A 15,367-nucleotide genomic window follows, 5' to 3' on the forward strand; every position below is an offset into this window, starting at 1 on the left:
TTAATAATCGATCACACTGGTTATTGGACAATGGTCACTCAAGCGGTATTTGAGGACTTGCTCACCTGGGTAGGTGATCTGTTGAGTTTGTGATGTTTCTAATGCGCGACTGACAATCACATGATCAATCAGAGAACGAAACTGATGAGTTTGTTGTGGGTTTTGGTTAGAGCGTACCTTACAAATCGCGGCTGTATGTTGACTAGCCAGTAGTGGGGATTGAGCTGTCCCTTCGGTTATTACCTGCCATAACCAGTCGTTGGAGTAGGCCAAGTTATGATTGAAATCGCCGAGGATGGCATAGGCTTGATTCAACCGCTCTTTTTCTAATAGCCATTGATTGAGCACTAGGCCTTGTGTTTTCAAGGTTGTGCAGTTGGCTGAGTTCGCTCGGTATTTTCCGCTACAACCTGCTTTGAGGTGTACCGATAGCAAATGAATCTGTCGTGGAGTGTTTGGATAAAGAACCACATAGCTCGCAAAGCGAAGCTTATGCTTGTTGTTGGGCGTGAGGTTGAGATCGTCAGGATCAGAAAAAGGAATGCCTTGGCGTATAGCAAAACCTGTGTATTGATTCTGGTCGTTAAACTGATAATGGCGGTTGTCTTTGCTTGAGCGATCAGAGATAAGCACATCATATTCCATCCCTACCACGCGCTGTATTGCTTCTTGGCTATCGACTTCCTGAAATGCCAGCACATCGGGTGCAACATGTTGAAAATGGTGGTTTAGAGCCGATAAATCTTGTTCAGTTCGTTGTGACTCGGTAATTTTTGCCGACGGTGTCAGCGACAACCACTCTATATTCCATGTCGCTAATTTGAGATTTTGTGCCCATCCACAAAAAGAGATCGTAAAAAGTATTCCTGCCGTTAAAACACGTCGAATTTTTGATTTTTTCATACGAATATTTTGCCTGCCTCATCTAAGCCTTTAGCCTAGCAGGTTTTGTGAAAATTCAAGAAAAAAATCACCCAAAATTGCAATTTTCATCGTTTCTTTTCTAAGTGAGAAGTAACACTCTAAGATCGAATTGATCTTGTACGATGCTCGTTATTTGTTGATCTAAATCAATACGCTGGAGTAGTCGTTCTCGTTAAATACGCCACAACATATTGTGTCAGTCGGATAATAAACTGCTCTATATAGTGTATTTGTGGATAAGTCTGTGGGTATGCTCGGGGTAAGGAGAAATGGTGAAACCTATCGTAATCAAACGTGACGGATCGAGAGCCCCGTTCAACCGTGATCGCATTCAATCTGCTGTTGAAAGTGCTGCTGAGCATGTCGACCAAGAGATCGCTATTTATGCGTTAAATGTTGCTCTGGCGGTTGAAATAAAGCTGAAAGATTACGATGAAGTCCATATCGCTGAAATTCAAACTCTGGTAGAGAACGAGCTAATGCAAGGTCCTTATAAAGCATTAGCTCGTTCATACATTGAATACCGTCATGACCGTGATATCGCACGTGAAAAACAGAGTGCTTTAACACAAGAAATCGAAGGTTTGATTGAAGAAAGCAACGCAGATTTGCTCAATGAAAATGCCAACAAAGACGGTAAAGTGATCCCTACACAGCGTGATTTATTAGCGGGTATTGTGGCTAAGCACTATGCAAAAACGCGCATTTTACCTCGCGATATTGTGCAGGCTCATGACGAAGGTGATATTCATTATCACGACCTTGACTACGCTCCATTTTTCCCGATGTTCAACTGCATGCTGATCGATTTGAAAGGGATGCTAACCCACGGCTTTAAAATGGGTAATGCAGAAATTGACACCCCAAAATCGATTTCGACGGCAACGGCGGTGACTGCGCAAATTATTGCTCAAGTGGCAAGTCACATTTATGGTGGCACGACCATCAACCGTATTGATGAAGTGCTTGAACCGTATGTGATCACCAGTTACGAAAAACATTTAGAAATCGCCAAAGAGTGGGATATCCATAATCCTGAAGATTTTGCTATTTCACGTACTGAAAAAGAGTGTTACGACGCATTCCAATCCCTTGAGTACGAAGTCAATACACTACATACCGCGAATGGGCAAACACCGTTTGTTACTTTCGGTTTTGGTTTAGGGACGAGCTGGGCATCAAAACTGATCCAGCAATCGATTCTTAAAAATCGCATTGCGGGTTTAGGCAAAAATCGCAAAACCGCAGTGTTCCCTAAATTGGTCTTTGCTATCAAAGACGGCTTAAACCACAAAGCGGAAGATCCAAATTACGACATCAAACAATTAGCTCTAGAGTGCGCGACTAAGCGTATGTACCCAGATATTTTAAACTACGATAAAGTGGTTGAGGTGACAGGTTCATTCAAAACCCCAATGGGTTGTCGCAGTTTCTTGAATACTTACGAAGAAAATGGTGAGTTACTCCACGAAGGGCGCAACAACTTAGGCGTGGTTAGCATGAACTTACCACGTATCGCCTTAAAAGCGGGTGGCGATGTGACCAAATTCTACGTATTGTTGGATGAAAAACTAAAACTTGCTCGTCGTGCACTCGAAACGCGTATTAGCCGTCTTGAAAAAGTGAAAGCACGAGTTGCGCCAATCCTATATATGGAAGGGGCGTGTGGTGTGCGCTTGAAAGCTGATGATTCTATTGCGGATATTTTCAAAAATGGTCGCGCTTCAATCTCACTAGGTTATATCGGTGTTCATGAAACTATCACCGCATTGTTTGGTCAGCAGAAGCATGTGTATGACGATAGTGAATTGCGCGAGCAGGCGTTAAATATCATTAAACACTTAAAAGATGCCGTGGAGTTGTGGACTGAAGAAACCGGTTATGCATTTAGCTTGTACGGCACGCCTAGTGAAAACCTTTGTAGCCGTTTCTGCCGTATTGATGCTAAAGAGTTTGGTGTTATTGAAGGGGTCACAGACAAAGGCTATTACACCAACAGCTTCCACTTAGATGTTCAGAAGAAAGTAAACCCGTACGATAAAATTGACTTTGAGATGCCTTACCCAGACATTTCTAGTGGTGGATTTATCTGTTATGGCGAGTTTCCAAACATGCAGAGAAACGTGGAAGCGTTGGAAAATGTGTGGGATTACAGCTATAGCCGCGTGCCTTATTACGGTACAAACACGCCTATCGATGAATGCTATGAATGTGGTTATACTGGTGAGTTTGAATGTACAAGCAAAGGTTTCACTTGCCCTAAATGTGGTAACCATGATTCCTCTAAAGTATCGGTGACTCGTCGAGTGTGCGGTTACTTGGGTAGCCCAGATGCACGCCCATTTAACTTCGGTAAGCAAGAAGAAGTTAAACGACGCGTGAAGCATCTGTAATACTGGGTCAGTGAGATTTCAATGCATTATCATCAATATCACCCGATTGACGTAGTCAATGGCCCAGGGACACGCTGCACGCTGTTTGTCTCTGGGTGTGAGCATCAATGTAAGGGGTGTTATAACCAAGGAACGTGGTCTTTGCGATCTGGTCATGCTTATTGTGCGGCATTAGAAGATCAAATCATTGCTGATCTCAACGATACTCGCATTAAACGTCGCGGGTTGTCATTGTCTGGCGGAGACCCACTGCATCCACAAAATGTCGCTTCCATATTACACTTGGTTAAGCGAGTTAAAGCTGAATGTCAGGGTAAAGATATCTGGCTATGGACCGGCTACACGTTAAATGAACTCAGTAATGAACAGCAGCAAGTCATTGAATATATTGATGTATTAGTCGATGGTAAATTTGAACAAGATAAAGCCGATCCAAGCTTGGAATGGCGTGGTAGTTCCAATCAAATAATCCATCAATTTAGACTGTAAAAATTCTGTATCTAGTGTTAACGTGAAGGTCATTGCTTGAATTTCAAAGGGTTGTGACTTTCATGTTTTCACACTTACCAACACCAACACTTGATCCAATACTTTCATTATCCGTTGCATATCGTAACGATCCTCGCGCTGAAAAGGTTGACCTAGGCATTGGCGTTTACCGCAATAGCCAAGGTGAAACGCCAATCATGCGCTCAATCGCTAAAGCGCAAGACATTGTTGTCGCTACACAAACCACCAAAGCTTATGTTGGACTTGCTGGCTGCGAAGAGTTTAACCAAAGCATGGTTAATTTGCTGCTTTCAGGAACATCAGCGATGGATCGCGTAGCTGCAATTCAAACTCCTGGTGCCAGTGGTGCGCTGAGAATGCTTGGCGATCTCATGCGTATTGCTCAACCTGAAACTACAATATGGATCACCGATCCTAGCTATGTGAACCACAAACCTGTAATGGAAGCCGCTGGCCTGAAAGTGAGATACTATGCTTACTTCAGCCGTGATACTAAACAAGTAGATACCGCACGTATGCTTGAAGATTTAGCACAAGCAGGGCCAAAAGATGTGGTGCTTTTACATGGTTGTTGCCATAACCCAACAGGTGCTGATATCGATTTTGCTGCATGGCAAGAAATTACTAAGCTTGCGCAAAAGAACGGATTTATTCCGTTTGTTGATATTGCATACCAAGGTTTTGGCGATGGTTTAGAAGAAGATGCTCAAGGTCTTCGCTATATGGCTGATAACATAGAAGAAATGTTGATTACTACGTCATGTTCGAAAAACTTTGGCCTGTATCGTGAACGGACGGGAGCGGCCATTGTTGTGGGTAAAAATGCGCAAGATGTGGCGAATGCAAAAGGCAAACTTCTGACGCTAGCGCGTTCCACGTACACCATGCCACCTGACCATGGCGCTGCATTGGTGAAAACGATTTTGCAAAATCAAGAGTTAACTGCAATTTGGAAGCAAGAGTTAAGTGAAATGCAGCAGCGTTTGTTAAACCTGCGTAAAACCTTGTGTAATCAATTGAGAAATCAACATAATACTTCACAATTCGACTTTATCGAAAGTCACAAGGGCATGTTTACTGTGCTAGGCTTTACTGTAGACCAGATGACTCAGCTACGTGAGCAATATGGTATTTATGGAGTGGGGGATGGTCGAATTAATATTGCAGGTCTATCTGAAAAACACATTCCTTATGTAGCAGAAGCGATAGTAAACATCTCTTAAATTTTTATCAGTTTGATTAGGTGAATGAATGAAACAGCAATGGAAAGTTATTGTTCCTTTAATGCTCAGTGGCAGTTTAATGGCGTGTAGTACTACTAGCCAAATACCCGTTGAACCGGAGCAAAAACCTAAAGTTGAACAACCCAAACCAGAAACTGAACAGCAAACGAAACCGGCTGAAAAGCCGGTCGAAAAACCAGCGATTGTCCTCAAGGCGAAAAAAACGTCAGATGGCAAGTTGATTCTGGGTGAAAAAGAGTGGGTATATGTCCCCGGTTTAAACGAAAATTTCAGAGCGCGTGTTGATACAGGGGCGACGACTTCTTCAATCAGTGCGGTTGATGTTGTTAACTTTGAGCGCGACGGGAAAGATTGGGTTAAGTTCAGAATTGAGCATGATAATGTTAAAAGTGACGAGATCAGCTTACCAGTTGAGCGTTGGGTGAATATTCGTCAATCTAGTGCTGAAGGTACACAACAGCGTGCCGTAGTAGTGGCATGGATAGAAATCGGTGATCTTAAAGAGAGAACGGAATTTACGTTGGCTGACCGCACTCACTTAACATTTCCGTTGTTATTGGGGCGCAGCTTCTTTAAAGATGTTGCCGTTGTTGATGTAAGCCGTAAATACGTCCAGGACAAGCATAAGTAACTGTCTTATTAATGTATTAAATAGACCAGCACTCTGTTGCTGGTTTTTTATTACGTAATGAAAGTGAGTTACAGACATAAAAAAGCCAGTGAAAGGAGCAATTCACTGGCAAGTTAGTCGAGGGGGACTAAGAAAAAAGAAGTGAGCAGCATGCTGCTCACAGGTTTAAATTTTATTGTTTTTAAGCGGTTGCCGCCGACTTATCATCCGCTTTAGCACGGTTTTTCAAGAAAGCGTAACCAAAGCCTGTCACTGCTGTACCTGCTGCAATGGCAACTAGGTACATCAATACTGGTGTGATTGCATTTGGGATTAGTAGCACAAACAGACCGCCATGTGGAGCCATCAATTTAGCACCGAATAGCATAGACAGTGCACCTGTTAATGCCCCACCCGCCATACATGCAGGGATGACTCGCATTGGGTCCTTAGCTGCAAATGGGATAGCACCTTCAGAGATAAAGCATAAGCCAAGAACAAATGATGCTTTACCCGCTTCACGTTCACCCGCTTCAAATTTATCTTTCGCTAGGAATGTCGCTAAACCCATGCCTAATGCTGGTACCATACCTGCGGCCATGATGGCAGCCATAGGGGCGTAAGTTTGTGAAGCTAGTAGACCAACACCAAAAGTGTAAGCCGCTTTGTTGATTGGGCCACCGAGGTCGAAACACATCATTGCACCAAGAATAACACCGAGTAAGACCGCGTTAGCAGAACCCATGTTGTTCAGGAACTCTGTCATTGCTGTCATGATACCAGCTACAGGACCACCGACGATGTAAATCATTACCAAGCCAGTAATCAAAGTCGCAATAAATGGAATGATTAGAATTGGTTTCAATGCTTCCATTGATTGAGGTAATGAGACTTTATCAGCAATAAATTTGGCTGAGTAACCGGCAATGAAACCGGCCGCAATACCGCCAAGGAAACCTGCGCCAGTAGAGCTTGCCAACATACCGCCAATCAAACCAGGAGCAAGGCCAGGGCGGTCTGCAATAGAAAACGCAATGAAACCCGCAAGCACAGGGATCATCAAAGCAAAGGCAGAACCACCACCAATAGTCATTAACGCGGCGGCTAATGTGCCTTCTTCTTTAAACGCTTCTATACCGAAAACAAAGGATAGCGCGATGATCAAACCACCTGCGACCACGACTGGAAGCATGTGTGAAACACCAGTCATCAAGTGTTTGTAAACACCTTTTTTCTCTTCAGTTTGGTTACTATTGGCTGATGAAGAGTGCGTGTAAGTAGCCGCTTGATTAAAGGCATTAGTAATTTCTTGCTCGGTTTTCTTCAGTGCAAGGCTGGTGCTGGTTTTGTACAATTTTTTGCCATTAAAGCGTTCAAGTGGTACTTCAATGTCTGCTGCAATGATAACCAGATCAGCATCAGCAATTTCTTCGGTTGTTAATTGATTTTTTGCACCGACTGAACCGCGGGTTTCAACCTTAATTTGGTGGCCAAGGCGCTTACCGTGTTCTTCCAAAGCCTCTGCAGCCATAAATGTATGAGCGACACCTGTTGGGCAAGCCGTAATTGCAACAATCTTTTTAATGGCATTGGCTGCAGTATTTGTCGCAACAGGAGCCGATAAAGTGGTAGCAGTTTGCGCGGTTAGTTCAGTCGCTTCGTTTACCGCTTTGTTCAAAAAAGCACTAGGATCTGAGGTACAAGCGGAAATCTCACTTTGATACACTTTTTTGCCGATGAAGCGAGTAGTATCTAGCGGTGTGTTTGCCGCAATAATAACGACGTCTGCGTTAGTAATGTCACTATCGGAGAGCGTATTACCTTGAATGACACTTGAATGACATTCAACGTTAGCAGTCCAATTAAGGGATTTTGCTGCTTGTTCAAGTAATCCGGCAGCGATAATGCTGTTTGCGACGCCACTAGGGCATGCAGTGATAATGGCAATATTCATAGTTACGACCTTCTGTCCTTATGAGTTAGCACTTTGACTAACGGGTTGTAATTGGATTTGTTGTTGTAGGGTTTCTAATTGTTCAGGGTTTGACATACCAACGCCCACTTGAGTGACAGCAAGTGCAGAAAGTGCTGTAGCGAATGTGAGTAGCTGAGTTTTTTCCATGTTTTGCATGTGTCCCCAGCAAAGTCCGGCGACGAGTGTATCTCCCGCACCCACAGTGCTGACTACTTGCATGCGGGGTGGTTTCGCATGTAGCCATTGGTTTTGATTGAGCCACATCACACCATTAGCGCCCATGGAAACCACAATATTGTCGATACCTTTCTCAGCGAGTTGCGCGGCAGCCTGTTGACATTGTTCTGGTGAGTGAAGATCTTGTCCGACAAATTGAGACAACTCTTCATCATTCGGTTTGATAAGCCAAGGATGTGCATCTAGGCCAGCTTTGAGGGCGTCACGGCTGCTATCAAACAGCACTTTTTTACCCATAGAGTGCAGTTTTTCAATCCATGATGCACAAAGCGCAGGTGAGATGCCTTGTGGTAAACTACCCGCTAACACAAAGAAATCATGATCCTCGGCAAGTCTTAGTAGTGTTCGTTCAAACTGTTCAATCGCAACTGGCGTGACAGCAACACCAGGGAAATTGATATCACTCACTTCACCGGAGGCTTCTACCAATTTAACGTTGATCCGAGTTGAACCATTAACACGAACAAACTCATCTTGTGCGCCTATTTCTTCAAATAACTGACAGAACATTTCTTGATTATCACTGCCAAGAAAGCCCGTGACGGTCACTTGAGCACCTAAATCACTCAGTACTTTTGCAACGTTTACGCCTTTACCTGCGGCATGAAGTGAACCTTGCTCAACCAAGCTAACAGAGCCGATATTGAGTGTGTTAAGGCTACCCGTTAAATCAAGTGCTGGGTTGAGGGTGATAGTGACAACTTTATTGGTCATAATTATGTCCTCAACCTTCGCCTAAGCCAGAAGCAATCGCTTTACCGATGGATTCTAAAGCCAGAGCCGCGTCTGGACCTTCTGCTGAGAATTGAAGTTGATGGCCATGCTTAACACCAAGCGCAATCACTTTCATCAAACTTTTTGCGTTCACAACTTTACCGTCACCATCAAGATTGGAGACCTTAATTGCCGACTCAAATTTTTTCGCTTCTGCAACCAACATTGCACCGGGGCGAGCATGCAGACCGTGAGCATTCTTAATTTTGAATACCGCTACGTTTCCAGAGTTGCTTTCTTCAGCAGTGGCTGTTTCTTCATTGTTGAAGAACGCTAAAAGTTGCTCAGTCGTTGCATTGAGTAAAGTATCTTGCTGTTGTTGGAAGATCAGTTGTGAAATTTTACTCAGTATATTTTGGTGAGCACTGTTACATGCCGCAAGTGCAATCAATGCTTTAACTGGAATTTGGTTGTATTCGCAAGCATTAGCTGTGGAGACAAAAGCCATCGCCGTACGCTTCACGGACTTATCACTGCTGACTAGCCATAAACCTTTGCCTAAATGTGTCGGTTCTTTAGTCACCAGTTCCGCAACAAAGTCATTTTCAGCGCAACCGGTGTTGCGCAGCAAGCCACCAGCAACCGCGCTCAGTTGCACCATATCACTGGCAGGGAAAAGTAGTTGAATAAGAGATGCATCAAAATCAGTCTCAAATTGAACTTCACCATTAAGTAAAGCGATAACGTCGTTTTCGGTTCTTGCTTGCTTTAGTTTTTCTTCCACGCCATCGGCTGAAAGCACTTTGGTAAGTTGTTTAAGAATACCTAAATGTTCGTCTGATTTTGCTGCGATACCGATAGCAACATAAACCGTATTACCATCTCCCCAATCAACACCTGAAGGAAAATGATGAACAGCCACACCCGTCTGTTTAACCAATGAACGTGTGTCAGTCGTTCCGTGTGGAATAGCGATACCATTGCCAAGGAACGTAGAATTCTGTGCTTCTCGGTTGAGCATTCCTTCAACATAGCCAGAATCGACCAGTCCTTTTTCAGCAAGATCGGCAGCGATAGCTCGAATCGCATCTTGTTTATTGGCTTGCGATTGGCTCAATTTAATATTATTTGAGGTGAGTTGCAGCATGTTGGCCCCTTGTTGCCTTGCGGCTTATTCGTTATCACTAATAGAAATAAAATCAGTAATAGTTTAATAATCGTATTATATCAAGCTGAATCGATTCAGCTTTCAGTCCAAAAAAATTCAGCAAACGCATTTATTATCAAAAAATGGTGTTGTTGGTTGAAATGAGCACTAAATGTCGTGTTGTTTATCATTTCTTGGTTTTGCTGAATCCTTTCAGCTTTAATACTGAATCGATTCAGCGTATAATTCAACCTCATCAGAGATCGAATGATTATTTCTATGATCAGACGCACATAATAAGAGTAGTTGATATGACACTAGATGAAATAGCCAAGTTGGCTGGTGTTTCTAAAACCACGGCCAGTTATGTAATTAATGGCAAAGCTCAGAAGTATCGAATTAGTGAAAAAACACAGCAAAAAGTGATGGACGTGGTCAATGCTCATAACTATCGCCCAGATCATGCTGCCTCTGCATTAAGAGCTGGCAATAGCCGATCGTTTGGGTTGATTATTCCTGATCTCGAAAACACCAGTTACGCTCGTTTAGCTAAATTGCTTGAGCAAAACTCTCGCCAGGCGGGCTACCAAATTTTGATCGCCTGTTCTGATGATGACGTTCAAACTGAAATGTCGGTCGCGGATGCCTTAGTTTCTCGTCGAATTGAGGCGCTTTTTGTTGCTAGCGCAATTCCTAATGCTAGTGATTTTTATCAAAAATTACAAAATGCAGGTACGCCAGTCATTGCAATTGACCGTCCGTTAGATGATGAATTTTTTGCTTGTGTTATCAGCGAAGATTTTAGCGCTGCTTATGAATTGACCCATTCTTTACTTAACCAAGAGATAAAAACCGTAGGACTGGTTGGCGCATTGCCAGAACTTAATATTTCTCAAGAACGTCAATTAGGCTTTGAGTCGGCGCTACGTAGTCAAAATATTGCAAGTATTGTGGGTTATGGCGAACACTTTAACCGTGAAGAAGGTAAAAAAGTGGTATTGAATTGGTTAGAGAATGATCAAATGCCAGATGCCATTGTTGCGACCTCTTATACGTTGTTAGAGGGAATCCTCGATGTCTTACTTGATCAACCTCAATTGGTCAATAAAGTTAAGTTGTCCACTTTCGGTGACAACCGATTACTTGATTTTCTGCCGTTCAAAATTAACTCATTGCCACAGCAATTTGAGCTAATTGCAGACAGCGCATTAGCCCTTGCATTAAACGCTTCAGCAAAACGTTATCAAGCGGGCATTGAATTAATACCTCGAAAATTGAAGGTGCGATCTGCGTAACGACAAACAATGTCTCTAGCGGACAAGTTTTGAGAGCTGCTAGATCGCATTTCTTTGCTAATCGGGTATCATAGAGCGACGCGTATCACTGTATTTTAGGGTTGGAATGAAGTTTCTTCACACCTCTGACTGGCATCTCGGCCGACAATTCCACAATGTTTCTCTATTAGATGATCAACGAGACGTACTCAACCAACTGATTGAGTATTTACAAGATAACCCTGTCGATGCTTTGGTCGTGGCGGGGGATATCTATGATCGTTCCGTGCCGCCAACCTCTGCCATTGAATTGTTAGATGACGTAGTGACGCGTGTATGCCATGACTTAAGCATTCCAATGATTCTCATCCCTGGCAACCATGACGGTGCGAAACGGCTTGGTTTTGCGGCCAAACAGATGCAGCATTCCGGCCTGCACATCATCAGTAATTTTGAGCAGATGATGCACCCTGTGGTGTTGCGAACACCATTGTCAGGCGAAGTCGCTTTTTACGGAATACCGTATAACGACCCCGAATCGGTTCGTCACCATTTTTCAGTGTCAGTGGCTGATCACAACGAAGCCCATCAATATCTTGCTACACAAATCACCGAACAATGGGACACAACACAACGCCATGTTTTGATCAGTCATTGCTTCGTCGACGGAGCAATCGAGTCTGAATCTGAACGTCCTTTATCAATTGGTGGTTCGGATCGCGTCAGCCATGAACATTTCACGCCATTTGATTATGTTGCTCTTGGACATTTACATCAGCCACAGAAAAAAGGTGAAGAGTACATTCGTTATTCTGGCTCGTTGATGAAATACAGTTTTTCCGAGCAACACCAAAAGAAAGGTGCAACACTGGTTGAATTGGATAGCAACGGTTTTGTAAGTGCAACCCACGTCCCGCTGAGTGCTCCTCATAGTATGCGAATTATTGAAGGCGAACTGGATGAGGTGATTGAACAGGGTAAGACCGATCCAAACAGCCATGATTATGTATTGGTTCGTTTAACGGATAAACACGCGATACTTGACCCTATGGAGAAACTTCGTAAGTCATACCCCAATGTATTGCATCTTGAAAAACCGGGTATGCTGATTGGTGTGGATCAGGAGATGGGGCGTGCTCGTCTTGCACGTGGTGAAGTTGATATGTTTCGAGATTTCTTTTTAGAAGCGAAACAAGAGGCATTGACACCTGCTCAAGAACAAGCTGTGGTTGAGGTTATCCAAGCGTTAAAACCAGGAGTTGAACGGTAATGCGTCCATTGAAGTTGACTTTGCAGGCTTTCGGCCCTTTTGCTAAACAAGAAATCGTTGATTTTACCGTTTTGGGAGCATCTCCATTATTTCTGATCAATGGGCCTACCGGGGCAGGAAAGAGCTCGTTGCTGGACGCTATTTGCTATGCGTTATACGGCGAAACGACGGGCAGTGAACGTACGGGTGACCAGATGCGTTGTGACTATGCTGACCCTCATACTTTTACCGAAATTATTTATCGCTTTGAATTAGGTGGTCGAATTTTCCAAGTGGTGCGTTCTCCTGACCAAGAGGTGCCCAAAAAGCGCGGTGAAGGTACAACGAAAAAAGCACATGCTGCCTCGTTATACGAACTGGTTGATGATGAGCTAAAACTGCTGGCCAATCGCCCGAATCCGGTGGCTAAAGCAATGGTCGATCTGATTGGCTTGGATGTTAAACAGTTTCGACAAGTGATGGTTATTCCACAAGGAAAATTTCGCGAACTATTGACGGCAAATTCTAAAGAACGTGAGCAAATTTTCGGTCAATTATTCCAAACCCATATTTACAGCCAAATTGAGCGTGCGCTTTTTGATAAAGCAGCAGGTATTCGTAAAGAGAAAGAAGAATTTGATAACCAAATCAAAGGTGCTCTGGACGTTGCTAATGTGGATAGCGAACAGCAACTGCAAGAGAGTATTGAATCGCTCAAGCCTGAATTAGAAAGCGCTCAGCTGGCCTACCAAAACAGTCAAAAAGCACTTGAGGCCGTCAGAGCCGAGCAAAAAAGTGCTCAAGCTTTAGCACAACAATTTCAGGTGCAGCACTCATTGCTAGAGCAGCAAGCGGTTCATCTTTCGCAAACAGAGGAGATAGATAGGTTACGATTGCAGCGCCAAAATGCGTTGAAAGCGACTCACCTAGACTCGCTCTACAACACTTTTCTTGCTTCTCAGCGCCAATTGGAAGAAGCCAATGGTGTATTGATCGAAAAAGAAAAAGCGTTTTCAGCGGCAAAGCAGTATTTGCTTGAAGCGAAAACAGAGCAACAACGTGTCACCGAACAACTAAAAGTCATCCCAAGTCTGACAAAGAAAATATACGACTTGAATGTGATCAAAACAAAGCTAATTGAACGCGATAGTCATCAGCAAGCATTACAGAGAGCGCTGCGCGATGTTGATATTGCGACCCAAAATAAGCATAACCTGCAAGCTGCGCTCACTCAGTTTGAGCAACAAATAGTTGATAAACGCAAAGAGCTAGAGCATGTTGGTCAACAATTGGCAGAGTTAAGCACCAAGCGTTTAGAGCTTAGCAATATCAATGTATTGATTGATGTTCACCACAAAATAGAACAAACAACACAAAAGCTGAGTGCTGAAAATGCGCAGCTAAAGCAAATCTTGTTACAAGTTGAGCAAGCGCAACAAGTGACACGACAAGCGAAAAGGCATGCCGATAGGCTGGAGATGATTTGGCATACTAATCAAGCTGCGGAATTGGCTCGTAATCTAGAACAAGGAGATGCTTGTCCTGTGTGTGGCAGTTGCGAGCATCCTCATCTCGCCAGCTTTTCCGAAGATACGGTGACTAAAGATCAAGTTCAACAAGCAAGAGAAGCTCAACAACAGCAACTGATTAATGAGCAAGCAATCCTTAAACGTCAGCAGCACAGTGAAACGCAAGTGGCTTTGCTAGAGCAGCAGCAGCAAGGATTTGTGGCACAATTAACGGTGAAGGAACAAAGTTTAGAGCAATTGTTGCAATATCAGAACCAATTACAGCAGCAAATTATTCAACTTGAGCAGCTCAATCCAGACCAATTAGCACAGCACATCAATGCGCTCGAGCAGCAACAGATAAAAGCGAAACAGAATTTTGATGAACAACAGCAGAAAGTGGAAGGCGCTAAGATCGCGGTAGCGAAAGAGCAAACTGAAGTCGATAGCTGTAACCAAAGCATTCCTCAACAATACCTTGATAAGTCATATTTAGATGGTGTTGTGTTGCAGTCCGAGCTGGAATTAGAAAATCTACACCGCTTAGATGTTGAAACTAAAGAAAATTACACTCAAGCTAGCGCACAATTTTCTGGTACGGAGTCGGCGCAGAGTAGTGCTGCTGAACAACGACAAAAATGCCAACAATCACTGAATAAGGCTCAGTCGGAGTGGCTGCTCGCTCTTGAGGACAGCAGTTTTGATCATGAAGCACATTACTTACAAGCTCGTTTAGCACCTGTGCAGCTTGAGCAACTTGATCGTCGAATCAAACAATTTGATGATGCGAGTGCAACGTTCAAAGGGCAACTACAAGCCTTAGCCAATGAGTTGCGAGATAAAAACCTGCCTAATGTAGAAGATTATACCTCGGTTGTTGAGCAAGCTGTGCAACAGCAGCAAATAGCATTCAACACGTTAGCTGAATTACGTTCAAAAATGGACAGTTACCAAGGTGTCAAAGAAAGAATCGCTATTTTGTATACGAAAAATGAGGCACTAGAAAAAGAGTACCAAGTGTTTGGCACATTGAGCGATATCGCCAATGGCAAAACGGGTGCTAAAGTTAGTTTGCATCGTTTCGTACTTGGTGTGTTGTTAGACGATGTGCTTATCCAAGCATCAATGAGGCTGCAGATAATGAGTAAAGGACGTTATCTATTAAAACGCAAAGAAGAACGCGCCAAAGGTAATGCAGGTTCTGGGCTCGATTTAATGGTCGAAGATGGCTATACAGGAAAATGGCGTGATGTTGCCACGTTATCAGGAGGTGAATCATTTATGGCTGCACTCTGTTTAGCGCTTGGCTTATCTGATGTTGTTCAGTCGTACAGTGGTGGTATCAAACTGGATACGTTATTTATCGATGAAGGTTTTGGTAGTTTGGATCCCGAATCGTTGGATCTAGCGATCCAAACACTCGTCGATTTACAACAAGGCGGTCGCACGATAGGTATTATTTCTCATGTTAGCGAATTAAAAGAGCAAATTGCGCTGCGCATCGATGTTGATGTGACAAGAAACACAGGTAGCTCGATAAAACTTGTTGCATAATGTGTGTGGTATTAACTATCTTGATACA

The 15,367-nt window shown here is 43.5% G+C and carries 11 protein-coding genes; 7 read left to right on the forward strand and 4 right to left on the reverse strand.

The window, feature by feature from the left end; genetic code table 11:
- Positions 1-903 carry an endonuclease/exonuclease/phosphatase family protein gene (locus EYW48_RS09065; RefSeq protein WP_277432293.1) on the reverse strand — a complete coding sequence of 301 codons (903 nt, stop codon included), beginning with the start codon at positions 901-903 and terminating at the stop codon, positions 1-3.
- Between the two features lie 293 nt (positions 904-1,196).
- On the opposite strand from EYW48_RS09065, the gene nrdD reads away from it, so the two are divergent.
- The 4 genes from nrdD (at position 1,197) to EYW48_RS09085 (ending at position 5,702) form a co-directional block, all read left to right on the forward strand.
- Positions 1,197-3,317, forward strand: a complete 2,121-nt coding sequence (gene nrdD / locus EYW48_RS09070; protein WP_171980501.1) for an anaerobic ribonucleoside-triphosphate reductase — start codon at positions 1,197-1,199, stop codon at positions 3,315-3,317.
- A 21-nt stretch (positions 3,318-3,338) separates the two neighbouring features.
- Complete coding sequence (gene nrdG, locus EYW48_RS09075) at positions 3,339-3,806, forward strand: anaerobic ribonucleoside-triphosphate reductase-activating protein (protein WP_168524578.1); 468 nt, start codon at positions 3,339-3,341, stop codon at positions 3,804-3,806.
- A gap of 62 nt (positions 3,807-3,868) precedes the next feature.
- The gene (locus EYW48_RS09080) at positions 3,869-5,050 is read left to right on the forward strand and encodes an amino acid aminotransferase (RefSeq protein WP_053310638.1); all 1,182 of its coding nucleotides are present in this window, start codon (positions 3,869-3,871) and stop codon (positions 5,048-5,050) included.
- Positions 5,051-5,078: 28 nt separating this feature from the next.
- A complete protein-coding gene (locus EYW48_RS09085; RefSeq protein ID WP_053310639.1) occupies positions 5,079-5,702 on the forward strand; it encodes an ATP-dependent zinc protease in 624 nt (207 codons plus the stop codon).
- Between the two features lie 181 nt (positions 5,703-5,883).
- Here EYW48_RS09085 and fruA read toward each other — a convergent pair whose 3' ends face one another.
- Genes fruA through fruB form a run of 3 tightly spaced genes read right to left on the reverse strand, consistent with a single transcriptional unit; the run spans position 5,884 to position 9,754 of the window.
- Positions 5,884-7,635 carry a PTS fructose transporter subunit IIBC gene (gene fruA, locus EYW48_RS09090; RefSeq protein ID WP_274681872.1) on the reverse strand — a complete coding sequence of 584 codons (1,752 nt, stop codon included), beginning with the start codon at positions 7,633-7,635 and terminating at the stop codon, positions 5,884-5,886.
- Between the two features lie 18 nt (positions 7,636-7,653).
- Positions 7,654-8,607: a 1-phosphofructokinase gene (pfkB, locus tag EYW48_RS09095; RefSeq protein ID WP_171980490.1), complete on the reverse strand. Its 954-nt coding sequence runs from the start codon at positions 8,605-8,607 to the stop codon at positions 7,654-7,656.
- Between the two features lie 10 nt (positions 8,608-8,617).
- A complete protein-coding gene (fruB, locus tag EYW48_RS09100) occupies positions 8,618-9,754 on the reverse strand; it encodes a fused PTS fructose transporter subunit IIA/HPr protein (protein WP_171980491.1) in 1,137 nt (378 codons plus the stop codon).
- Positions 9,755-9,915: 161 nt separating this feature from the next.
- Here fruB and cra point away from each other — a divergent pair, with 161 nt between their 5' ends.
- From cra to EYW48_RS09115, 3 genes are all read left to right on the forward strand, one after another.
- Positions 9,916-11,049 (forward strand): catabolite repressor/activator, encoded by a 1,134-nt coding sequence (gene cra, locus EYW48_RS09105; RefSeq protein ID WP_274677113.1) that lies wholly within the window; start codon positions 9,916-9,918, stop codon positions 11,047-11,049.
- 106 nt (positions 11,050-11,155) lie between these two features.
- A complete protein-coding gene (locus EYW48_RS09110) occupies positions 11,156-12,298 on the forward strand; it encodes an exonuclease SbcCD subunit D (RefSeq protein ID WP_277432294.1) in 1,143 nt (380 codons plus the stop codon).
- Positions 12,298-15,339, forward strand: a complete 3,042-nt coding sequence (locus EYW48_RS09115) for an SMC family ATPase (RefSeq protein WP_277432295.1) — start codon at positions 12,298-12,300, stop codon at positions 15,337-15,339. Before EYW48_RS09110 ends, EYW48_RS09115 begins: the two co-directional genes overlap by 1 nt.
- Positions 15,340-15,367 lie beyond the last annotated feature (28 nt).

It is taken from the genome of Vibrio sp. 1180_3 (assembly GCF_029478545.1).
Taxonomy (GTDB): domain Bacteria; phylum Pseudomonadota; class Gammaproteobacteria; order Enterobacterales; family Vibrionaceae; genus Vibrio; species Vibrio aestuarianus.